Source organism: Clostridium sp. MD294, from assembly GCF_000364165.2.
GTDB lineage: Bacteria > Bacillota > Clostridia > Lachnospirales > Anaerotignaceae > Coprocola.
Map to the genome: position 1 here is coordinate 1,490,472 of NZ_CP097810.1, position 22,807 is coordinate 1,513,278.

The window sequence follows — 22,807 nt, forward strand, 5'->3', positions numbered from 1 at the left end:
GATTTTATGAAAGTAAATAAAAAATATAAAGACTCTTTGTTTACAAGATTATTTTCGGAAGAAGAACAACTTAGACAGCTTTATAATGTTTTAAAAGGTGCAAATTATGGTACAGATACAAAAATAGAAGTAATAACATTAGATGATGTACTTTTTATGGGAAGAAAGAACGATATTTGTTTTAAAATTGATAATCAGCTTGTAGTGTTGTTGGAGCATCAAAGTACTATAAATGAAAATATGCCTTTGCGGTTTTTAATTTATGTTGCGAGAGAATATGAGAAATTAATAGATAACAAAGCATTGTATAAAACAACATTGATAAAAATACCAACACCAGAATTTTATGTATTGTACAATGGTGTAAGAAAATATCCTAATGAAAAAATATTAAAATTGTCAGAGGCTTTTGTAACAAATACACATGACATAAAACTAGAATTAGAAGTAAAAGTAATAAATATTAATTATGAACAAAATCACCCTTTTTTGCAGCAATGTCATAGACTACAGGAATATAGCTATTTTATATTTGAAGTAAAACAAAATCAAAAAAAGGGTATGAGTTTTGAATGTGCTGTAAAAAGTGCAATAAAAAGCTGTGTGAAACAAAATATTATGGCAAAGTTTTTGCAAGTAAATGGAAGCGAGGTGCTGAATATGTTGATGACAGAATTTGATATTGATGTGGCAAGAGAAGCGTGGCTTGAAGAAGGAGAACAAAGAGGAATAAAAATAGGAGAACAAAAAGGAATAAAAATAGGAGAACAAAAAGGAATAAAAATAGGAGAACAAAGAGGAGAATTAAAAAAACAGCAAGAAATAGCAAAAAAACTGATAGGAATATTGGATATAGAAGTAATAGCAGAAAAAACAGGAATGTCAGTAGAGCAAGTAAAAAAACTATTGTAGCAAATAAGCAGCCATACAATAAATAGTATGGCTGCTTATTATTATTTTTTGTTTTTTGTTTTTTTAGCAATTTCAATATTTACTTTTTTATTTTTAATTTTAGTATTTTTCATACCATGAATAATATCTTTGGCATATTCCGCAGGAACATCAATAAAAGCGTAATCATCAAACAAATCAATAGAGCCTAATATTTTACCAGAAACGCCTGTTTCACCAGCAATTGCACCAACAATATCTTTTACTCTGACTTTATTTTTTTTGCCAGCATTTAAAAACAATCGTACCATTTTTTCAGAAGAACCACCATAAATTTCAGTACCACCTAAATTAATATCATCTATAGCATCAATGCTGTCTACACTGACATCTGCTAAATTATGTTTGAGAAGTGCCGCAGCGATGTCTATAGCAGCATAATCTTCTGCAATTAGTTTTTCTACCAAATTAATATATTTTGTCAAATGTCCTTCTTCTATAATAGATTTTGTTTTTTCTATAAAAATATTTGTTTTCATTTCTTCTACATCACTAAGTGTAGGAAGTTTTTGCTGTATAATTTTTGTTTTGGTATATCTCATAATGTCACGAAGTTTATAAATTTCTTTTCCTACACAAAATGTAAATGCTTTTCCTGTTCTACCAGCACGACCTGTTCTTCCTATACGATGAACATAGTATTCTTCATCTTGAGGTACATCATAATTGAATACTACATCAATATCGTCAATGTCAATACCTCTTGCAGCGACGTCCGTAGCAACTAATATTTCTATTGTGCCATTTCTAAATTTTTGCATAACTTTATCTCTTTGAGATTGTTTTAAATCACCATGTAATCCTTCTGCAAAATAACCTCTACCTTGCAAAAGTTCTACTACTTCATCTACACGTTTTTTTGTATTACAAAATACAAGTGCTAATTTGGGGTCATATACATCAATGATACGAGAAAGGGCATCTAATTTTGTTCTTTCTTTGACATCAAAATAAATTTGTTCAATATTGGGAACAGTGAGTTCTTTTCTTACGACTTTTATAAATTCTGGTTCGTTTAAAAAGCGTTTGCTTAAAGAAAGTATTTCAGGAGAGAGCGTAGCAGAAAACATAATTGTTTGATGTTGTTCAGGTACTTTTATTAAAATGGTTTCAATATCTTCTCTAAATCCCATATCTAGCATTTCATCTGCTTCATCTAATATCATCATTTTTACCGTTTCCATTTTTAACGTACGACGACGCATATGGTCCATAACACGGCCTGGTGTGCCTATAATCACCTGAGCCCCTTTTTTGAGTGCAGCGATTTGTCTGTCAATAGGCTGACCACCATAAATAGGTAATACACGAATATTTTCAGTATATTTGAGTAATTTTCTAAATTCTTCACTTACTTGTATAGCAAGTTCACGAGTAGGGCAAAGTATTACCGCTTGTAATCTTTTATCTTCTGCATCAATTTGTTCTAAACAAGGTATGCCAAAAGCAGCAGTTTTTCCTGTACCTGTTTGAGATTGTCCTATGACATCTTTGCCCTGCATAATAATAGAAATTGCCTGAGATTGTATAGGAGTCGCTTCTTCAAAACCCATATCCAATACTGCACGACAAATTTCAGAAGATAGTTGCATATCTTCAAATTTTAAATTTTCCATGTGTTAATTTTCCTTTCTATATTTCTAAAAAGCTGAATGGAAAAGGGAATGACTACAAAAAATTTCCATTCAGCTTATTTATAAGTGGCATATACTAAAAAAACACCAGTTAATAATATAGCATGAAATACCTTAAAAAGCAATGTTTCAAAAAATAAAATTTTATAACATTTGATTAAAAAAAGTGTTATACTGTTATAAAAACAATAAAGGAGTAAAATATTATGAAACTTTTTTCTATTATAGTAGCATTGTCTATGATGTTTACAACGACTACAGTATCAGCACAGCAGTTTACAAATAGTACACAAACACAATACATACAACAATATGCTGTAGAAAGTGCTTATACACAATATAGCTATGATAATTGGTTTGGTTTGACAAAAGAGCAAAAATTGCAGGACATGGAATATTTGTATCAAACATTACAGCAAAACTATCCTTATATTAAAATGTTAAAAAGAATGTATAACGTAGATTTGGAAAAGGAATATCAAAAGGCTATAAAAGAAATTGAAAATAGTAAAACAGATTTTGAATTTTATGCTATAGTAAACCATTTTACAAATCAATCTAATATGGTGGGACATTTGTCTACAATTTCCCCTTTTGATTATGACTGGTTTGTAAAAAGCTATAGTGACACTACAGGTGTGCCAGAATTTTATTGGGGACAAATGGAAAAAATAAAAAAAGTATATGCAGATGAAAAAGCAAAAAAGGCATATACTGCATTAAAAAATAAAATGTTACCTCTTGTTCAAAAAAATACTGCTTTGCAGCAATATCAAAATAAAAAAAGCAATGTAGAAACAAAAATAATAGAAAAAGGAAAAATTGCTTATATTTATGTAGATAGCTTTGACATGGGATATTATGAAGAGGATAAAAAGAAACTGTTTGATTTTTATAAACAGATAGAAAATTATGATAATGTAATATTTGATTTTACAGAAAATAGTGGAGGGGGTATGTTTTATTTTAATGACTTGATTGCAGCACCAAATATAGATAATATACTGTATACCAAAGTATATGAATTGATGCAGTCAGGAAAATATAATATGCAGTTTTTTGGACAAGATGGTTTTGAAAGTATAGAAAAATTGCCTAAATTACCTAAAATCAATCAAGATGATATAAAAGAATTAGATTTGATGTTAGAAAGTGCTTATTTTATACAGCCAAGTCAAAAACAAAAAATGTTAAAAGGGAAATTGTGGATATTGGTAAATCAAAATGTTTTTTCTTCTTCTGAATATGCTGCAATGTTTTCAAAAGCAACAGGTTTTGCTACATTGGTAGGAGAGAGAACAGGAGGAGATGGTATAGGAAGTGACCCTTTGCCTATATTACTTCCTAATAGTGGCATTATAGTAAGATATAGTCCTATTTATGGTATCACAGCAGATGGTACAAATAGCCAAGAATTTGGTACAGAACCAGATATTTGGGTAGAAAAAGGAAAAACATATTTACAGACCTGTATAGATGAAATTAAAAAACAAAAATAATATAAAAAAAGCACCTATATAAAAAGTAGGTGCTTTTGTCTGTTAAAAAACCTCATTTTGCCGTGAAAAGCAAAGGGTATGGGGAGTGCAACTCCCCATTCTAATCCGCAAGGCGAGCTTTACTCGCCTGAGGAAAACAGCGAGTTTCAAGGCTTTTAAGCCGATGGAACAAGCTGTTTATACTTCTATTTAAATAAGTCGAAAACCTGTTTTCGACTTAGCGTGTCGACTTTATCGACACGCTGAAGCACCTATATAAAAAGTAGGTGCTTTTTACTAATTAAAATAGTGCAATTTTTAGTATCACTGCAATAATAATAATGACAATAATAATAATGAATATACTATTGATACCACCAGAAGATGTCTTTTTCAATTTTGTTATTTCACTATCGTCATCATCGTATTTGTGATGAGTTACTTGTTTTACTTCTGTTTGTTTCGGTTTTTCTTTTACTGTTTTTGTTTCATTTTTTTCGTAATTGTCTAATGTTTTGTCAAGTTTTTTGATTAAATTTAATTCTTTGTCGATAAATTCTCCACAGTTGGGACAAAATACTTTTTCATTATCTTCTATAGAACAGCCGCAATGAGAACATTTTTTTGCCATAGTATCCTCCTAAAAAATTAGCAAAATGGGTATTTACAAAAAGTCAAATCATAGTGATACTATACTATCATTTGTATAGTAATACTATATCATAATTAGTTAAAATTGTCCAAAACTTTTTGAATATAAAAATAAATATTAAAATAGTAAAAATTTTAATATTACAACAACAATAATAATAATAATTAATATCAGTATAGAATGATTGCTTTTTTTAGGGGGAGCTGATTTTCTGACAGGTATGTAATCATCATCATCGTCACTTCTTCTACGAGAAACATTATTTATATGTTGTGTTTGCTGATTTTTTGATTTGTTAGTATTTGCTGATTGTGATTGTTTATAATCGTCAAGTGTTTTATCAATTTGATTAAGTAATTTTAAATTGTCACTTATTTTTCTGTCAACGAGTTCTCCACAGCTGGGACAAAATAATTTTTCTTCATCTTCAATAGCATAACTGCAATGGGGACATCTTTTTGCCATAATATAGTATTCCTCCTGAAAAATAATTTCTTTAAATAAAATAATTAATAATACTATAACATAAACTGTTAAAATTGTCTAAAATATTTTGAACAATTGTATATTTTTGAAAAACAATATTGACAAGTGTTAAAAATGTGATAAAATAATTTCATTATCAATAACACAAAAGCTAAGAAAGCGAAAAGTAAACAGTGCTGTTATCACAGAGAGAAAATGTCACCGGCTGAAAGCATTTTTGATAAAACAGATTGTTGAAGTTCCCGCTGGAGCTGATTTTTTGAACAATGTAAAATTCAGTAGGAAAATCCGTGTGCTGTGCGTTATGCAGTAAAAAGTGCCTGTATATTTTGTATGCAGGAATTTGGGTGGTACCACGGAAAACAATAACATTCGTCCCTTTTGGGGAAGAATGTTTTTTTTATTTTTAGAAGGAGTGTATAAATATATGAAACAAAAGTTAAAAGAAATTCATGAAAAAGCTTTAGCCACATTAAAAGAAGTAAAACAGATGAAAGAATTGGAAGAAGCAAAAATAAAACTGCTGGGTAAAAAGGGAGAACTTACAGCAGTATTGAAAGAAATGGGAAAGCTTTCAAAAGAAGAAAGGCCTGTAATAGGACAGCTTGCTAATGAGGTAAGACAGGATATTGAGAAAAAATTAGAAGAAGCCAAAAAATATATTTTAGCAGTAGAACAGCAGTTAAAATTGGAAGCGGAAAAAATAGATGTTACTATGCCAGGTAGAAAATGTGAATGTGGTCATAAACACCCTATGAGCATTGTAATTGATGAAATTTCAGATATTTTTATAGGTATGGGATATGAAATTGCAGAAGGCCCAGATGTAGAAAAAGACTATTATAATTTTGAAGCATTAAATATACCAAAAGACCACCCAGCAAAAGATGAACAAGATACATTTTATATCAATGGAGATATACTTTTGAGAACACAAACATCACCTGTTCAAGTAAGAGTAATGGAAAAGGGAAAATTGCCTATTAGAGTAATTTGTCCAGGTACAGTATACCGTTCTGATGAAGTAGATGCAACACACTCTCCAGTATTCCATCAGTTGGAAGGGCTGGTAGTAGATAAAGGCATTACTATGGGAGATTTAAAAGGAGCATTGGCAGTATTTGCAAAAGAATTGTTTGGAGAAAATGTAAAAGTACGTTTTAGACCGCATCATTTCCCATTTACAGAACCAAGTGCAGAAATGGATGTAACTTGTTTTGCTTGTGGGGGAAAGGGTTGTCGTGTTTGTAAAGGAGAGGGCTATATAGAGCTTTTAGGCTGTGGTATGGTACACCCTAAAGTATTGAAAATGTCTGGTATTGACCCAGAAGAATATAGTGGTTTTGCTTTTGGTATGGGATTAGAAAGAGTAGCTATGCAAAGATATGGTATTACAGATTTAAGATTATTATTTGAAAATGATGTAAAATTTTTAAAACAATTTTAAATTAATTTATTCAAAAAAAGTAAATAAATCTTTTTGATATAAAATTTGGAATAGTATGAAGTAAAGGAGATAAAAACATGGACGTACCAATGTTATGGTTGAAAGAATATACAAATGTCACAGCAGACATAAAACAATTTATAGAAGATATTACACTAACAGGTTCAAAAGTGGAGGGCTATACTACTATAGCCGGTGATATTGAAAATGTTGTAACAGGACAGATTAAAAAAATAGTAAAACACCCAGATGCAGATAAATTAGTAATTACAACAGTAGATATTGGTAAACAAAAAGAATTACAAATTGTAACAGGTGCAACGAATTTAAAAGAAGGGGATTATGTACCAGTAGCATTAGATAATTCTAAAATAGCGAATGGTGTAGAAATTCATTCAGGTGATTTAAGAGGAGTACTTTCAGAGGGTATGCTTTGCTCTATACAAGAATTGGGATTTGATTTGCATGATTTTCCAGAGGCTTGTGAAAATGGTATTTATGTATTTCCAGAAGCAGTAGAATTAGGTAAAGATGTGGTAGAAGTATTGGATATAAAAGATGATGTAGTAGAATTTGAAATCACATCAAACAGACCAGATTGCTTTAGTATATTGGGTATTGCTAGAGAAGCTGCAGCAACATATAAAATACCTTTTAAATATCCAAAAATTGAAGTGCAACAAAAAGCAGGAGGGAATGCTTCTGATTATATTTCAGTAGAAATTAAAAATCCAGAACTTTGCCCAAGATATGCCGCAAGAGTAGTAAAAAATGTAAAAATTGAACCATCTCCAAAATGGCTAAGAAAAAGATTGAGAGCAGCAGGTGTGCGTCCTATCAACAACATTGTAGATATTACAAATTATGTTATGATAGAAATGGGACAGCCTATGCACGCATTTGATATTGACTGCATTGCAGAAAGAAAAATCATTGTAAGAAATGCCCATGATGGAGAACAAATTACAACATTAGACGGCAATGTAAGAAATTTAGATAGTTCTATGCTTGTAATATCAGACCCGCAAAAAGCAGTAGCAGTAGCTGGTGTTATGGGCGGTGAAAATTCTAAAATTAGTGAAAATGCAGAAGCGATATTATTTGAGTCTGCTACATTTCATGGCTCTAATATTAGAGTAACAGCCAAAAAATTGGGATTGAGAACAGATGCTTCTAGTAAATATGAAAAAGGACTTGACCCTAATATCGCATTAGAAGCAGTAAATAGAGCAGCACAGTTAGTAGAAATGCTAGGAGCAGGGGAAGTTGTAAAGGGTGTAGTAGATTGTTATCCTAATAAAAGAGAAAGCTGGACACTTTCTTATTCTCCAGAAAAAATAAATAAATTGTTAGGTACAAATGTATCAGAGCAGCATATGAAAGAAATATTTGAAAGTATAGAGTTAAAAGTAGATACACAAAATCATACTGTTGTTGTACCAACATTCCGCCCAGATTTAGAAGCACAAGCAGATTTAGCAGAAGAAGTAGCTAGATTTTATGGCTATGATAAAATTGAACCAACATTAGCAGCAGGAACACCAACCGTAGGAAAGAAAAGTCGCAGTCAAATTATTACAGCAATGGTAAAACAAAGCATGCTTTCTAGCGGATTGTGTGAAGCAATGACATTTAGTTTTGAAAGTCCTAAAGTGTTTGATAAACTTAATATTGCAAAAGATAGTAATTTGAGAAAAACCGTTACAATATACAATCCTTTGGGAGAAGATTATAGCATTATGAGAACTACAACACTCAATGCTATGCTGACTTCACTTGCTACAAACTATAATAGAAGAAATGAAAGTGCTGGTTTATTTGAAATTGCAAAAGTGTATTTACCAAAAGCAGTACCAATAGTAGAATTGCCTGATGAAATTAGTACACTTACAATAGGTATGTATGGCAATATGGATTTTTATGATATAAAAGGTATTGTAGAAAAAATGTTTGAAACATTGGGCATGAATGAAAAAGTAGAATATATTACAGAAAAAAATATTGCTCATATGCACACAGGAAGAACAGCTTCTATTTGTGTAGAAGGGAAGTCATTTGGTTATGTAGGAGAATTGCACCCACAAATAGCTTCTAACTATGGTATAGGTACAAAAGTATATATTGCTGTTATCAATATGCCAGAAGTAATCACATATGCAGATTTGGTAAAAGAATATAAAGCATTGCCAAAATTCCCAGCAGTAACAAGAGATATTGCTATGCTAGTTTCAGAAGATATTACAGTAAAACAAATTGAAACAGTGATTAAACAAAATGCAGGGCAGTATTTAGAAAGTGTAAAACTCTTTGACGTATATCAAGGGAAACAAATCGAAAAAGGATTAAAATCTGTAGCATATTCTATTACATTTAGAGCGTCAGATAAAACATTAGTAGAACAAGATGTCACAGAAGCAATGAAACAAATAGTAGAACATTTGTCAAGTGAGTTGCAGGCACAACTGAGAGATAAATAATATTGTAATAAAATATAAAAGGGAGTGACAAAACAAGTATTTTTTAAATAAGAGAACTTTTCTCGCTTGTGAAAAGTTTCCTAGCGAAAAAAATTTGCTTTCCTTTTCAAAATACCATTGGAGCGATGAAAAAGCAATATATTGAGCTTCTGCCTCAAGCTCCACAAGCTTTTGAAAAGGCTTAAACTAAACTTTTATAGTAATAAAAATTATTTTTTAAATTTGCTCTTTTAGAACACTCACTATAAAAAGCCGTAAACATATCTGTTTACGGCTTTTACTTTTTCATCTATTGTATAAACATAGCATCACCAAAACTAAAAAAGCGATATTTTTTAGCTACAGCAGTAGCATAAGCATTTAGTACATTTTCTCTACCTGCAAGTGATGACACAAGCATAATTAGTGTAGACTCAGGCAGATGAAAGTTTGTAATTAAGCAATCTATTACTTTAAAATGATAAGGAGGATATAAAAATATATTTGTCCAGCCACTACAATGTTTTATAAAACCATTTTCATCTGCTATCGTTTCTAGTGTTCTAGTGCTTGTTGTGCCTACTGCAATAATTCTGCCTCCTGCTTTTTTAGCATTGTTTATAATATCTGCCTGTTGTTTTTCTACAACATAATATTCAGAGTGCATTTGATGGTCTAATATATTTTGTTCTTTTACAGGGCGAAAAGTACCTAAACCTACATGAAGTGTTACAAAAGCAATATGAACACCTTTTTGTTTGATTTGTTCCAGTAATTCCGGTGTAAAATGTAGCCCAGCAGTAGGAGCAGCAGCAGAACCTTGCTGTTTGGCATAAACAGTTTGGTATCTGTTTTTATCTTGTAATTGTTGTGTGATATAAGGAGGGAGAGGCATTTGTCCTAATTCGTCTAATATTTGCTCAAATACGCCATTGTAATAAAATTGTACAATACGATTACCGCCTTCTACAATTTCTAGTATTTTCGCCTCTAATTTGCCACCGCCAAATATAATACTGTCACCAACTTTTGCTTTTTTGCCTGGTTTGACAAGTGTTTCCCATTTGTCCAAATCTTTTCTGTGTAAAAGTAGTAGCTCTATATTTGCACCAGTTTGTTTTTTTTGTCCTATCAGTCGAGCAGGCAACACTTTGGTATCATTGAGTACTAAACAGTCACCTTTGTTTAAATAATTTAATATATCTTTAAATATTTTATGTTCTATTTCACCTGTATTTTTGTTTAGCACTAAAAGACGAGAAGAAGTTCTATCTTTTAAAGGCTGTTGTGCAATGAGTTCTGATGGTAATTCGTAATAAAAATCTTTTTTATCCATATCATTTCTCCTATTATAATTGTAAACAAAACCCCACTTTAATAGGTGGGGATATTGAATGTTTATAGTATTATTGTATTGTAACATCTGTATAATAATGGTGCAATATGCCTAAAAAGTCATAGCCTTGTAATGCCATACCTTGAGCTCCTTTTTGGCTCATACCTGCACCGTGACCGTTTCCTTTTCCTTCTATAACAAATGTACCAGAACCGTTATTTGTACTGATACCACCAGAAGATGCAGCCGTTACTGTTACAGTACGTTGTTGTGCATTTGTAGGTGAGGTACTTATTATATTTGTTGTATCAACTGTTGTATTAGAATAATTTTGTGTTTGTACTGGTGTTGTAACAACACTGTCGCTACCTATTACATAGCTGTCTGCAATGCTTTCTTCAGCAGATATATTTGTATTGTTTGGCAATGCAGTTGAATTTGCTAAATTTTGTGGAGAAGAAGAAGGAGCATTTATAGTAATACTTGTTTTAGAGCCACTTCCTCTGCCGTTTATAGTAAACATTTTGCTAGGGAAAGTACCATTTAAAGAAGAAAAGTATGTTCTAACTTGGTCTTTTGTCAGTACTTTTGTGCCACTTGTACCTACTATTTTTAATTCTTGTACACGACCGCCCTGTGCAATTTTAGATAATACTAAATCGGTAACTTGTCCAATATTATCTCCTTTTGAGCTTGTTAAATTGGTAAGTTGTGAAGCAGTAAATTTTTTTGTCCAAGTGTTTGGTTCTACTTCATATACATCAGCTACTGCTTTTAAATAGGGAAGGGGAGCAGTCCAAATATCTTCACTGTTTTCTGTATATCCTCCGCTGCTGGCAAAAAATACAGACTCTATAGGCTCTCCTTGATAATACATTACTAAACCTTTTGTAGCATCAACAGCAGCATTTGTAGCATCAAATTCTGAAGATTTGCCTTTGTAAGACTGACAGTGTGTACCGTCACAAATGTCATAACCACTTTTGGTATGTGCTTGCATATCTATTTTTTTTAAGGCATATGTTCGAGAAGCTACTGCTTGTGCTTTAAGTGCTTCTGTAGCAAAACTAGGTGACATTTCTCCGGGCAAAACACCATAGAGATAGTGTTCTATATTTACAGCATTGACAGGTACAATACTACCACCATTTACACGAGTAGGTTGTATTTTTCCTCTGTATTGTTTGTTGTTTATGGTAATTGTTTCATCATCATTATCTGCTGCACCAAATTGAGGTGTAATGATGTTTGTCAAAGCAATTGTTTTGCCATTTGACTGTATGAGTATCATATTTGCTGTAGAAGAAACATTTTCACAAGCTAGTCCTGTTTTTTGTCTGAGTTGGTCGCCTGTTGTACCAGAAACATATAATTGCCATTTTCCCCCTCCTGTATACGCAGGTAAAGCATTTGAAATAGTATCTGCTTTTTGTTTTGCAGCGTCGTAACTGTCATAGTAAAGAGATACTGCGGCATATGTACCACTTCCAGAAGCAAATGTAAATCCTTTTTCAGATTTTAATGTGCCTGCACTGATGAAATTTCCGTTTTCTTCTGCCCCTATTGTAATAATTTTGTTAGAAAGTGTGATACTGCTTCCTATACCAGAAAGTCCAACATGTACTGTCTGTACAGCATTGTAAGCATATGCTGTAATACTCCATATGCTACTGCATAACAATGCTGTTGTAAATACCTTTATCATTTTTTTATGAAACGTGTTCATATTTTGTTATATCCTCCTCATATGTATTATTTGACAATATTTATTATAAAGTAACAAATTGAAAAAAACAATAAAAATTATTACACTAAAATATTATAAAAGTATTAAAAAATGATTATAAAAATACTGCTTTAATATGATGCTTTGTATTAAATTTGAAAAAAATGAAATAACATATTATAGTATTTGTTGATATAGAAATAGGACATAAAAAAATAATGGAATATGTAAACATATTCCATTATATTGCTGTGTATATGTATTAAGACTCAAATATTTCATAGCCATTTTGTTGTAATGTATTGCAAATTTCTTGAGAATGTGCTACATTTCTTGTTTCTAATACCATAGAAACAATACAAGAATTTACTTCTGATTGTTTTGCTTCTCTCTGGTGGTCTATTGTAATAATATTTGAACCAGCATTTGATATTAACTGAAGTAAATTGATTAACTGGCCTGGTTTGTCGATTACTTTTGTTTTGATTTCTGTAATTCTTCCTGTTTTTGTTAAACCTTTTGTAATAACTCTTGAAAGTATGCTTACATCAATGTTACCTCCAGAAATCACACAAACAATATTTTTGCCTTTGAGTTCAGGTACTTTATCAAACATTACTGCGGCAACACTTGTTGCTCCTGCACCTTCTGCTACTGTTTTTTGTGTTTCCATAAGTGTTAATATTGCAGTGGCAATTTCATCTTCTGATACTGTGACAACACCATCTAAATATTTTTGACACATTTCAAATGTTAAATCACCTGGTTTTTTTACTGCAATACCATCTGCAATAGTGGATACACTTTGTAATTCTATAATTTCACCTTTGTTTATAGAGTCATACATACTAGGAGCACCTGCTGCCTGTACGCCATATACTTTACAGTCTGGCTTCACAGATTTTATAGCACAAGCCACACCACTTGCTAAACCGCCGCCACCTATAGCAACAAATACGGCATCAACATGAGGCTCTTGCTCTAATATTTCAAGTCCTATAGTGCCTTGTCCTGCAATTACTTTTTCATCATTAAAAGGGTGTACAAATGTATAACCTTTTTCATTTGTCAATTCTACTGCTTTGGCATAAGCATCATCATATACACCAGGTACAAGTACCACATCACCGCCGAAATTTCTTGTAGCTTCTACTTTAGAAAGAGGAGCTCCCGCTGGAATACAAATAGTGGAATGAATACCATTTTTTGTAGCAGATAATGCAACACCTTGTGCATGGTTTCCTGCGGAACAAGCAATAACACCTTTTTGTTTTTCTTCTGGTGTGAGAGAAGAAATTTTATTATATGCTCCTCTTAATTTAAAAGAGCCTGTTAGTTGTAAATTTTCAGCTTTGATAGAAACATTTTCACCAATTTTAGGTGCTGAAATCAATGGTGTCATACGTGCAACACCTTTTAAATTTTGTTGTGCTTGTTTAATCATTTCTAATGTAACCATTTTTTTCTCCTCCAAATTTGACTGAACAGTTTACAATGTATGATTATTTTGCTGCAATAATTTCTACTTCACATAATACTTTTTTAGGAAGTTCTTTCACTGCAACACAAGAACGAGCTGGTTTGCTTACAAAGTATTTTGCATATACTTCATTGAATGTTTGGAAATCAGCCATATCTGCTAAAAAGCAAGTTGTTTTTACAACATTTTCAAATCCTATGCCGTTTTCTTCTAATATAGCAGAAACGTTTTTCATCACTTGCTCTGCCTGTCCTACAATATCAGTTGCTACTACATCGCCTACTGCTGGGTCAATAGGGATTTGTCCTGAAGCAAATAAAAATCCATTGTATTCTACTGCCTGAGAATAAGGGCCTATTGCTGCTGGTGCTTTTGTTGTGTTTGTTACTTTAAACATTGTTATCTCCTCCAATATTATAAATTTTTAAAATAATAATTATCACTATAATTTATTATAATAATACTTTTATATTTCGTCAATATGTTTTGTTTTTGAATAGAATAGTATAGTTGTTTATGCAATATATACAGTTTTTGTATTTTTTGCTCAATTTATATAGTATTTTGTTGTAATATAGCATTTTTTTTATACGATATTTTTTGTGTCCATATACCAAATACATTACACTATATAACGCAATCATTTAAAATCAAATTATACAATATTTTTTATAATATACCCAGAAATTTCGGTAATATTTATAATATTTTGTTTTGAATTTTATTCTTCTTCAGGGTATTTCAATCCCCATTGTTTTCTAAGTGCTGTCATTTGCTCCATAACATCTATACTATATTGTAAACACATGACATCTTTTTCACCAGAAATTGCTTTTTCCATGTCCATTACTTCATATAATAAAGCATATTCTGTTTTTCCTATTTCAATGACTTCTTTTTTGTCCTGTTCTGTGTAATATATAGTCGCATGCTGTGCTCTAGGGTAGTCATAAATTTCAATATATCCTTTTTCATATGCTACAATTCCTCTTTTGGGCTGTTTAGCATGTAATGAAAGTGATATAGTAGCCATTTCTTGATTTTGGTTCATAAGTAATATACCAGCTTGTTCGTCTACACCAGTGGGAGCGAATTTCACTTGTGATAAAATATTGTGGGGGTTTTGTGTAAAAAACCATCTTGTAAAAGAAAGAGCATATACTCCAATATCTAATAATGCCCCACCTGCTAAATTTTTATTAAAAAATCTGTTGTTCATGTCATATTCTTTGTAACTACCAAAATTCACCTGTACAAAACGAAGTGACCCTAATACATCGCTTTTTATGATTTCATTGAGTTTTTGATATAATGGCATATGATATATAGTCATTGCTTCCGCTAATATTAAATTATTTTGTTTTGCTAATTCTACCGCTTGATTGAGTTCCTGTTCATTTAATGTAATAGATTTTTCACACAATACGTGTTTTCCATTTTTAAGTGCCTGTATGATGTAAGAAATGTGTGTGTTGTGGGGCGTTGAAATGTATATAATATCTACATTGTCATCTGTAAAAACATCTTCTATTACAGAATATACTTTTTCTATGTTGTATTTTTGAGCAAAAGCAACTGCTTTTTGATGTGTTCTGTTTGCTACTGCATATAATGTTCTGCCTTGCTGAGATAATGCTTGTGCGAGTTGATTTGCAATAACACCACAGCCTAATGATGCCCAACGATATTCTTTCATGTGATTTCCTCCCATACTGTAATTGAAATACTTCCTTTTTATATATTGTATAATTGTATTTCAAAATAAGCAATAAAATATTTTATTAAAGAGTGTGAAAAAGGAGAAGCTTTTTTGATTGTAAAAAGTTTCCCCTTTTTTATTTGTTTATAGTTATGCCACAGTATAAAACATAATTTTTTAATAATGATATACTTTTCTTTTAGAGAGAAAGAAGTAAATACTAACAAACAATGCTAATAATTCTGCTACTACAATAGCAAGCCATATGCCATTGAGTCCAATAAATAAGGGGAGTATTAGTACAGCACCTAATTGAAATATTAGTGTTCTAGCAAATGAAATTACAGCAGAAATCACACCATTATTTAATGCCGTAAAAAATCCAGAACTAAATATATTAAATCCACTTATAATAAAAGAAATGGCATATAATCGGAAACCATTGCAAGTCATATCAAGTAATACTTTGTCATATCCCACAAATATGCGGGCAAGAGGTAGAGAAAGTAATTCCGCACAAGCAGTTAGTAGTATGCTAAATATTGCTGTTAATAGTATACTTTTTTGAAATAGATTGCGTAATTCCGTATGATTTTGTGCACCATAGTGATAGCCTATAATGGGAGCACTGCCTATAGAATAACCTATAAAAAGTGCTGCAAATATAAAATTGACATACATAATCACACCATAAGCAGAAATACCGTTTTCTCCTGCCAATTTCATAAGTTGATAATTGTATAATATATTTACTACAGAAGAAGAAAGATTTGTCATCATTTCAGAAGAACCATTTGTACAAGTTTTCAATATGATATTAAAATTCCATTTGAATGTTGTAAAATGAAGTAAACTGCTGTTTTTTTTGGCAAAATAAAATAAAGGTACTACACCACCTACAATTTGACCCATCATTGTGGCAACTGCTGCACCTACAAGCCCCCAATGAAATACAGCAATGAAAATAAAATCTAATATCATATTTGTAATTCCTGAAGCAATAGAAATTTTTAAACTAAGTGTAGGTTTTTCGGCAACAATAAAAAAACTTTGAAAAGTGGTTTGTAACATAAATGCTGTCATAGAAATTAGTATAATTCTGCCATATGTTACACAATATTCTACTAGTATACCTTTTGCACCAAGTATTATAACAATATTGCGTAAAAATAATAATCCTAGTGATGTGACAACAATACCTAATATTACTGTCAAACAAATAAGCATAGTAAAGTATTCATTTGCTTTGTCTTTTTTGCCTTCTCCTAATGTTTTGGCTATAATAGCACTGCCTCCTGTACCTATCATAAATCCTACTGTTACAATGCCCATAAAAAAAGGCATAATTAAATTTACTGCAGCAAAATGTGTTTTTCCTACAAAATTGGAAACAAATAAACCATCAACAACACCATATATAGAGGTACATATCATCATAAGTATAGATGGTAATACAAATTTTAATAATTTGTTGTAGTTAAAGTGGTCTGATAATTGTATTTTCATGTAATTTCCTCCTGTATAATCGTTTTTATTTTGTTTTTAAAACATTGTAAATATTTTCTAGATAGTTGTAATAACATATCACATTCTTGTTCTGTCATATCCAAAAATATATTTTGTTCTATTTCTAATATAGGAGCAATTTTTTGTGTTACAAGTTGTTGTCCTTTTTGAGTCAAATATATGCTTTTGTCTTTTCCTTTTCCCTGTTTTAAATAAATATAGTTTTCTTTTTCTAATTTTTTAATGCAAGAGTTAATCGTTTGTTTGCTAGTATAAAATAAATCGCAAATGTCTTTTTGAGAACAAGTACCTCCCATATAACAAATGGTGTAAAATACAGTAAATGCACTTACTGATAATTTTAGTTTTACTGCAATTTCGTGATAAGTATCGCTCATTTGTCTGTGAATGTCGTTGTATTCTTTTAATTTGTGTCTGGTATCATTTTCCATCATTTTATCTCTCCAATACAATTAGTCTGATTTCGTACTTGCTATTTTAGTCTGAAATCGGACTTTTGTCAATAAAAAAAGCCAAAAAAAATTACTTTTTTTCGACTTAATACAATATAAGTTTTTCATAAAAGGGATAAAGGGATTTTCGGAAAAACGCTTTCATAATTGAAAATACTTTTCCAATATAGTTTTTATACTATTTGTTTTTATATTATACATATTTGCATTGAAAGAGGAAGTGAAAGAAGCGGAGAAAATCAGAAAGAGCGTTTACAGTATATTGCGGCAGGAACAGCGGAAACAACAGACCCACAGAAAGCAGGATATGGAGCGATAACTGACAGGGCGGCGGGATAGTCAATATCTGTCCCGCCGCCCTGTTTTGAGTTTTGAATTAGCCCGATAAATGAGAAATTTATTCGCCAACTTTTGAAACCACTTTTTGTTCCGTTATTTCCATGTGTTGCTGACGGTATGTGTCATTGTCTTTCGCTTTGAGTTCAGCATTTACTTGTACAAGCTGTGCCTCTAATTTCTCTTTTTCCTTTGGTTCCTTTGCCGCCGCAACTTTCTGTTCAAGCTGTGTTTGTGTTTGCTTTAACTTCTCAATCTCCTTATCTACTTTATCTGTGTTTACAGTAGTCTTTACAATATTAGGTTTTTCGCTCTCGTCCTGGGGCTTGGCTTTAGGTTGTCCCTGTGCAGTTTCACAACTCTTATCTACTTGAATAATTTTCTGACCATTTTCATCGTGAGTAACTTGATACACTCCCGCCGATTGTTGCGGCGGTTGTGCTTCATAGGTATCAACTCTTTTTTTTATGTCATCAGAAGAAGTATTGCGGCTTTCTTGCCCTTTTTGCTGTGTTTGTTTGATTTCCTGTATTTGTTTTTGTATTTTCTCTATTTGTTTTTTGATTTTTTCTTCTTTTTCTTTGTCTTTAGATTGTATTGCTTTTTGTTTTTCTGTTTCTAATTGCTGCAATTTTTGTTCTAATGATTTTAATTTGTCGCTACTATCTCCGCCTACACTAGGCATAGATGGACTTATATTATTTATATTCACAAACATCACCTCTATATTTAGTATAGAGTATTTGTTTGATATTACAATATTTTTGCTGTGTAATGTCGTTTTACTGTTGTGAAATGATAAAAAGCATACTGATATGATAAATTTCATTGTGTAATTCTATTTGCATTGTTCCATTATATTTTTCGCAAATAGATTTTATATTTTTAAGTCCTATACCCATATCTGGTATAGCTGTCATACCTTTATGACATTTATTTTGAATAGATAACATATAAATATTCCCTTTTTGATTGCTTTTGACAGTAATAAATCTGTGTTGTGTTTGTGGTATAGTGGTACTTTCTGTAATGGCATTGTCAATAGCATTTGAAAGTACAATACAACAATCAATTTCTTTTATGTCATCAGGTATTTTTAAATCACATTCTATAGTAATATGATGTTGTTTTGCTAAAGAAAATTTACTACTTAAAAGGGCATTTACTACAACATTTCCTGTCTGTACTGTAAATGATAAATTTTGTGAAAGTTCTTCCATATGGTATAAATATTGATATGCCTGTTCAGATAAATTTTGTTTGAGCAGTTCCGAAAGTACTGTGATATGATTTTTGATGTCATGTCGAAAAGAACGTGTTTTTTCATATCGCATTTGAGCCTCTTGTATATAATTTTGTTGAAAATGATATTGCTGTTTTAATAGCTGTATTGTTTGTTGTGAATAAATAGATTTTTTGATATTTTGATAAGCAATAAGTGATGTAAAAAGACATACCAATGCAAATAACTGCAATAATAATATTGTGGTATGATTGACTACAGGAAATACAATACCCTTATTGCTATTCCATACTATAGTATTACCGTATATATTGTTGCTGATAATTCTTTCTACAAAAGATATAAAAAATACAGGCAATATCATAATCAAAAACGAGAAACTGTTTACTGTCATATTCTGGTCAAAGTATTTTAAAAATACTAGCAATAGTAAAACAGCTAAAAATGATGTCATTAATATAGAAATCACATCACCATATTGCATAAGCTGAGTGATAGGATTTTTTGAGAGCAACCAAAAAAAAGCCATCTGCATTAGTCCATTGCATATACTATGTATAGAATGTATCAGTACTGAAATGAGTATTGATTTGTAAAAAGGACATTTTGAAACAATATTACCATAAAGTGCTAAAAGCAATAATTCCAGTAGCATAGTAAAAAAAGAATTGTAATATTGTAATTCTATGTGAAAAAGCAAAGCACAACAGAGTACATAACAAAAGCAATGTTTGTAATCAAAACGAATACCACAGTACAGACAAAAAAAGAAATAAAATAATACAGGTGTTACAATATAATACAAAGTATTAGACAATAAAGCATACATTATTGTTGTTCTCCTTTCATATATTGCAGCATAGCATAAAGCAGTTCTTTTTGTCTAAGGCGAGATACAGGAACTGTTTGACCATTTTGAAGTGTAATCATATTGTTTTGATATTGATAAAAATAGTCCATATTTACAATATAACTTCTGTGGCATTTTATAAAACGTTCATCAAGTTGTTTTTGTACTTGCTCTAGTTTGCTATAGTATTCTATGGTGTCGTGTTGTGTATGTACATATATTTTTCTATTTATGACTTCTATATAGTATATTTGTGAAATATTGATATTTTGTGTGATGTATTTTGTTTGTATCAAAAGAAATTTTTGTTGCTGTTTTTGTAATTTTTTGATAGCTCTTTTTAGGGCATTTTGAAGCCTTTGCGTATCTATGGGTTTATAAATATAGTCTAGTGCTTCTACTTCAAAAGCATTTAATACATATTCTTTTAATATTGTAACAAATATAATTTCACAATGTATTTGATTTTTTCTGATATTTTTTGCTAGTGTGACACCATTACAATTTGGCATATCTATATCTAAAAAAAGCAAATGATATTGTTGACATACTGCGTAAAATTGTTCTGCATTTGTGTAGCAGTCAATGGAGTATGTTGTGGAGGTATTTTGAAGTATTTCTGCTATATTTTTTTGTAATGTGTCACACATTATTTTTTCGTCATCACAAATTGCAATACGTATCATATTATTCAGTCCTTGTTGTATAAGTCATAATAAAATAAATATTGTTGTATTACTCCCTCATAACCTTTATATTGTGAAAAGGGAAAACCTTGTGCATAATGGTTTTGAAGCACTTTTTTAATATGGGTATCTATAGGAAAGGCATTGAGATGATGTAGTCCAAAAAGACAAATACAATCTGCTACTTTTTCTCCTATGCCATATAATTTCATCAATTCTGTTTTGCACTGTGTATAATCACAGCTTTTTAAATATGCTATATCACATTTTTTTTGTAATATGTCATTTACAATTTTGACAACAAATTTACTTCTATACCCTAAATTACAGTTTTTAAATTGTTGTTCTGTGACATATTGTAAAGACTGTACTGTGGGAAATGTATAATATATTGTACCGTTTTGTGCTGTTTTTTTCTCACCATATTTTTGACATAACAATTCTATAATGTGTTGTATTCTTTTGATGTTGTTTTGCTGAGAAATTACAAAAGAAAGTATAGTTTCCCAAATATCCTGATTTAATATTACAATGCCTTTACCAAATGACATAGCTTTTGTTAAATAGCTGTCTGTGGCTGGTATAGATGACATATATTTAGAATAGTCATTATCTAAGTCAAAATAATTATGCCATATTTGTTTATACTGTTTTTCAGAACAATGAAATATTACTTCATTGCCATATTGTTCCATTTCTAAATAGTGTCCAAATGCTATAACACAATATTTGTTTTCAGCTAATTTTTTAAAACGAAAGCACTGACCAGACAGACTTATTTTTTCTAGTGAAAAATTTTCTAACATCATTTTTATCATAGTGTTTTTAACCTCCTAACAGCATATATTTTACAACAAAATAGTATTAAAATATAGTATAAAAATGTGTTAAAATAGTTGTTCTGTTTCTACATTGCTGTCATAAGGGCATAAATATTGCTCACTCCATTTTAACATTGTTTGTAAAACGGGTATAAATTTTTCTCCAAAAGGAGTAAGAGAATATTCTACTTTGGGAGGAATTTGTTTGTAAATTTCTCTGTGAATAAATCCGTCATGTTCTAGTTCTCTTAATTGTTTTGTAAGTGTAGATTGTGTAATGCCTTCCAGCCTATGAAGTAGTTGTCCAAAACGTTGTACTTTATAATAAGAAATATACCATAGTATTAAAATTTTCCATTTTCCTCCTATTACAGATTGTAGTTTGCTCATAGGGATACATATTGTGGTGCCGTTTTGATTGCTAAATTTGTTTTCTGACATAAAATAGCCTCCTTTTTTAAAAGTATATTCCAAACTGCTTTAAAACACAATATAGTGTTTTTTATAGTATTTGGTATGAAAAAAGATACTAATACTAAAAAAAGACAGTACTTGAATAATATAAAATATTGTTCTATTTTAGTAATAACAAAATCAGTAAAGGAGAGATAGTTATGCACTATACTGGAACAATATGGCGACCACCTTATGAAGCAAATTCACTACTTTTAGAAGTAACAGCAGGTTGTACACACCACAAATGCAAATTTTGTACACTTTATAATGATTTACCATTTTTATTTAAAATGTCGCCTATTGAAAATATACAACAGGATTTAGAAGAAGTAAAACAACAGTTGCAACTTTACAAAAATAGTACTATAAAAAGGACTTTTTTAACAGGAGCAAATCCTTTTGCATTAAAAGCTTCAAAACTAATAGAAATTGCAAATAGTATAAAAAAACATATTGCTACAAATGAAACAATAGGCTGTTTTTCAAGAATAACAGATATTGCTCTAAAAACAGAACAAGAACTTTTAAAACTGCGTTCTGTAGGATATGATGGCATTACAATAGGCATTGAAACAGGCTATGATGAAGCATTGACATTTATGAATAAAGGCTATGTTTCAAATGATATTGTTGAACAGTGTAAAAGATTAGAAAAAGCAAATATTAGCTATCACTTTTTTTATTTGGCAGGCATAGCTGGTGAGGGAAAAGGACAACAAAATGCAAAAGCAACTGCTCAAATATGTAATCAGCTTTCTCCTAAAATAATTGTTGCAAATATGCTTACTGTTTATAGTAATTCAGAACTTTATAAAGAAATAAAAAAAGGAAATTGGAAAGAACAAACGGAAATAGAAAAATATAATGAGCTAAAAACACTTGTAGAAAATATACATATTGATGTTTGTTTTGCAGCTTTGGGGGCTTCTAATGCCATACCTATACAAAGTACACTGCCAAAAGAGAAACAAAAAGTCATTACATTGCTAGAACAAATTATAAAAAATGTAAGTGAAAAAGAATTAAAAGAATATAGAAAAAATTTAAAACATTTGTAATAGAATAAAGTGTGCCAGCATTTGGCACACTTT

The 22,807-nt window shown here is 30.7% G+C and carries 21 protein-coding genes and 1 other annotated feature; of the genes, 6 read left to right on the forward strand and 15 right to left on the reverse strand.

The window, feature by feature from the left end; all coding sequences use genetic code 11:
- The first annotated feature begins 6 nt into the window (after positions 1 to 6).
- The gene (locus C820_RS07325; RefSeq protein WP_004038508.1) at positions 7 to 912 is read left to right on the forward strand and encodes an RpnC/YadD family protein; all 906 of its coding nucleotides are present in this window, start codon (positions 7 to 9) and stop codon (positions 910 to 912) included.
- A 41-nt stretch (positions 913 to 953) separates the two neighbouring features.
- On the opposite strand, the gene C820_RS07330 is transcribed toward C820_RS07325, so the two are convergent.
- A complete protein-coding gene (locus C820_RS07330; RefSeq protein ID WP_004038505.1) occupies positions 954 to 2,567 on the reverse strand; it encodes a DEAD/DEAH box helicase in 1,614 nt (537 codons plus the stop codon).
- Between the two features lie 224 nt (positions 2,568 to 2,791).
- On the opposite strand from C820_RS07330, the gene C820_RS07335 reads away from it, so the two are divergent.
- Entirely contained in the window at positions 2,792 to 4,084 is a 1,293-nt protein-coding gene (locus C820_RS07335; RefSeq protein WP_004038502.1) for a S41 family peptidase, read from the forward strand.
- 280 nt (positions 4,085 to 4,364) lie between these two features.
- On the opposite strand, the gene C820_RS07340 is transcribed toward C820_RS07335, so the two are convergent.
- The gene (locus C820_RS07340) at positions 4,365 to 4,694 is read right to left on the reverse strand and encodes a zinc ribbon domain-containing protein (RefSeq protein WP_004038500.1); all 330 of its coding nucleotides are present in this window, start codon (positions 4,692 to 4,694) and stop codon (positions 4,365 to 4,367) included.
- A 138-nt stretch (positions 4,695 to 4,832) separates the two neighbouring features.
- Positions 4,833 to 5,180 (reverse strand): hypothetical protein, encoded by a 348-nt coding sequence (locus tag C820_RS07345; RefSeq protein WP_004038491.1) that lies wholly within the window; start codon positions 5,178 to 5,180, stop codon positions 4,833 to 4,835.
- 165 nt (positions 5,181 to 5,345) lie between these two features.
- Positions 5,346 to 5,584: a binding site (T-box leader), on the forward strand.
- Positions 5,585 to 5,628: 44 nt separating this feature from the next.
- Between C820_RS07345 and pheS the strand changes: the two genes are divergently transcribed.
- Complete coding sequence (gene pheS, locus C820_RS07350; protein ID WP_004038489.1) at positions 5,629 to 6,648, forward strand: phenylalanine--tRNA ligase subunit alpha; 1,020 nt, start codon at positions 5,629 to 5,631, stop codon at positions 6,646 to 6,648.
- Between the two features lie 77 nt (positions 6,649 to 6,725).
- Positions 6,726 to 9,125 carry a phenylalanine--tRNA ligase subunit beta gene (pheT, locus tag C820_RS07355; protein ID WP_004038487.1) on the forward strand — a complete coding sequence of 800 codons (2,400 nt, stop codon included), beginning with the start codon at positions 6,726 to 6,728 and terminating at the stop codon, positions 9,123 to 9,125.
- A 289-nt stretch (positions 9,126 to 9,414) separates the two neighbouring features.
- Here the strand turns inward: pheT and queA are convergent, their stop codons facing one another.
- The 7 genes from queA to C820_RS07390 all read right to left on the reverse strand — a co-directional run bounded on the left by queA (position 9,415) and on the right by C820_RS07390 (position 17,306).
- Positions 9,415 to 10,440 (reverse strand): tRNA preQ1(34) S-adenosylmethionine ribosyltransferase-isomerase QueA, encoded by a 1,026-nt coding sequence (gene queA / locus C820_RS07360; RefSeq protein ID WP_004038480.1) that lies wholly within the window; start codon positions 10,438 to 10,440, stop codon positions 9,415 to 9,417.
- A 70-nt stretch (positions 10,441 to 10,510) separates the two neighbouring features.
- Positions 10,511 to 12,166, reverse strand: coding sequence for a SpoIID/LytB domain-containing protein (locus tag C820_RS07365; RefSeq protein WP_004038478.1), 1,656 nt, complete (start codon positions 12,164 to 12,166; stop codon positions 10,511 to 10,513).
- Between the two features lie 262 nt (positions 12,167 to 12,428).
- Positions 12,429 to 13,625, reverse strand: a complete 1,197-nt coding sequence (gene ilvA / locus C820_RS07370) for a threonine ammonia-lyase (protein WP_004038476.1) — start codon at positions 13,623 to 13,625, stop codon at positions 12,429 to 12,431.
- Between the two features lie 43 nt (positions 13,626 to 13,668).
- Positions 13,669 to 14,043, reverse strand: coding sequence for a RidA family protein (locus tag C820_RS07375; RefSeq protein WP_004038474.1), 375 nt, complete (start codon positions 14,041 to 14,043; stop codon positions 13,669 to 13,671).
- A gap of 324 nt (positions 14,044 to 14,367) precedes the next feature.
- Positions 14,368 to 15,342: a Gfo/Idh/MocA family protein gene (locus C820_RS07380; protein WP_004038472.1), complete on the reverse strand. Its 975-nt coding sequence runs from the start codon at positions 15,340 to 15,342 to the stop codon at positions 14,368 to 14,370.
- A gap of 180 nt (positions 15,343 to 15,522) precedes the next feature.
- On the reverse strand, positions 15,523 to 16,851 hold the full coding sequence (locus C820_RS07385; protein WP_004038470.1) for an MATE family efflux transporter: 1,329 nt from the start codon (positions 16,849 to 16,851) through the stop codon (positions 15,523 to 15,525).
- Positions 16,848 to 17,306: a MarR family winged helix-turn-helix transcriptional regulator gene (locus C820_RS07390; RefSeq protein WP_004038468.1), complete on the reverse strand. Its 459-nt coding sequence runs from the start codon at positions 17,304 to 17,306 to the stop codon at positions 16,848 to 16,850. Before C820_RS07390 ends, C820_RS07385 begins: the two co-directional genes overlap by 4 nt.
- A gap of 165 nt (positions 17,307 to 17,471) precedes the next feature.
- On the opposite strand from C820_RS07390, the gene C820_RS07395 reads away from it, so the two are divergent.
- Positions 17,472 to 17,663 carry a hypothetical protein gene (locus C820_RS07395; RefSeq protein WP_035297038.1) on the forward strand — a complete coding sequence of 64 codons (192 nt, stop codon included), beginning with the start codon at positions 17,472 to 17,474 and terminating at the stop codon, positions 17,661 to 17,663.
- 58 nt (positions 17,664 to 17,721) lie between these two features.
- Here C820_RS07395 and C820_RS07400 read toward each other — a convergent pair whose 3' ends face one another.
- From C820_RS07400 to C820_RS07420, 5 genes are all read right to left on the reverse strand, one after another.
- Entirely contained in the window at positions 17,722 to 18,372 is a 651-nt protein-coding gene (locus C820_RS07400; RefSeq protein WP_004038467.1) for a hypothetical protein, read from the reverse strand.
- 70 nt (positions 18,373 to 18,442) lie between these two features.
- Complete coding sequence (locus tag C820_RS07405; RefSeq protein WP_004038465.1) at positions 18,443 to 19,732, reverse strand: sensor histidine kinase; 1,290 nt, start codon at positions 19,730 to 19,732, stop codon at positions 18,443 to 18,445.
- Complete coding sequence (locus C820_RS07410; protein WP_004038463.1) at positions 19,732 to 20,439, reverse strand: LytR/AlgR family response regulator transcription factor; 708 nt, start codon at positions 20,437 to 20,439, stop codon at positions 19,732 to 19,734. Before C820_RS07410 ends, C820_RS07405 begins: the two co-directional genes overlap by 1 nt.
- 5 nt (positions 20,440 to 20,444) lie before the next feature.
- Positions 20,445 to 21,257, reverse strand: a complete 813-nt coding sequence (locus C820_RS07415) for a DNA-3-methyladenine glycosylase family protein (protein WP_004038461.1) — start codon at positions 21,255 to 21,257, stop codon at positions 20,445 to 20,447.
- Between the two features lie 69 nt (positions 21,258 to 21,326).
- Positions 21,327 to 21,701: a winged helix-turn-helix transcriptional regulator gene (locus C820_RS07420; protein WP_004038459.1), complete on the reverse strand. Its 375-nt coding sequence runs from the start codon at positions 21,699 to 21,701 to the stop codon at positions 21,327 to 21,329.
- Between the two features lie 173 nt (positions 21,702 to 21,874).
- On the opposite strand from C820_RS07420, the gene C820_RS07425 reads away from it, so the two are divergent.
- A complete protein-coding gene (locus C820_RS07425) occupies positions 21,875 to 22,774 on the forward strand; it encodes a radical SAM protein (protein WP_004038457.1) in 900 nt (299 codons plus the stop codon).
- Positions 22,775 to 22,807 lie beyond the last annotated feature (33 nt).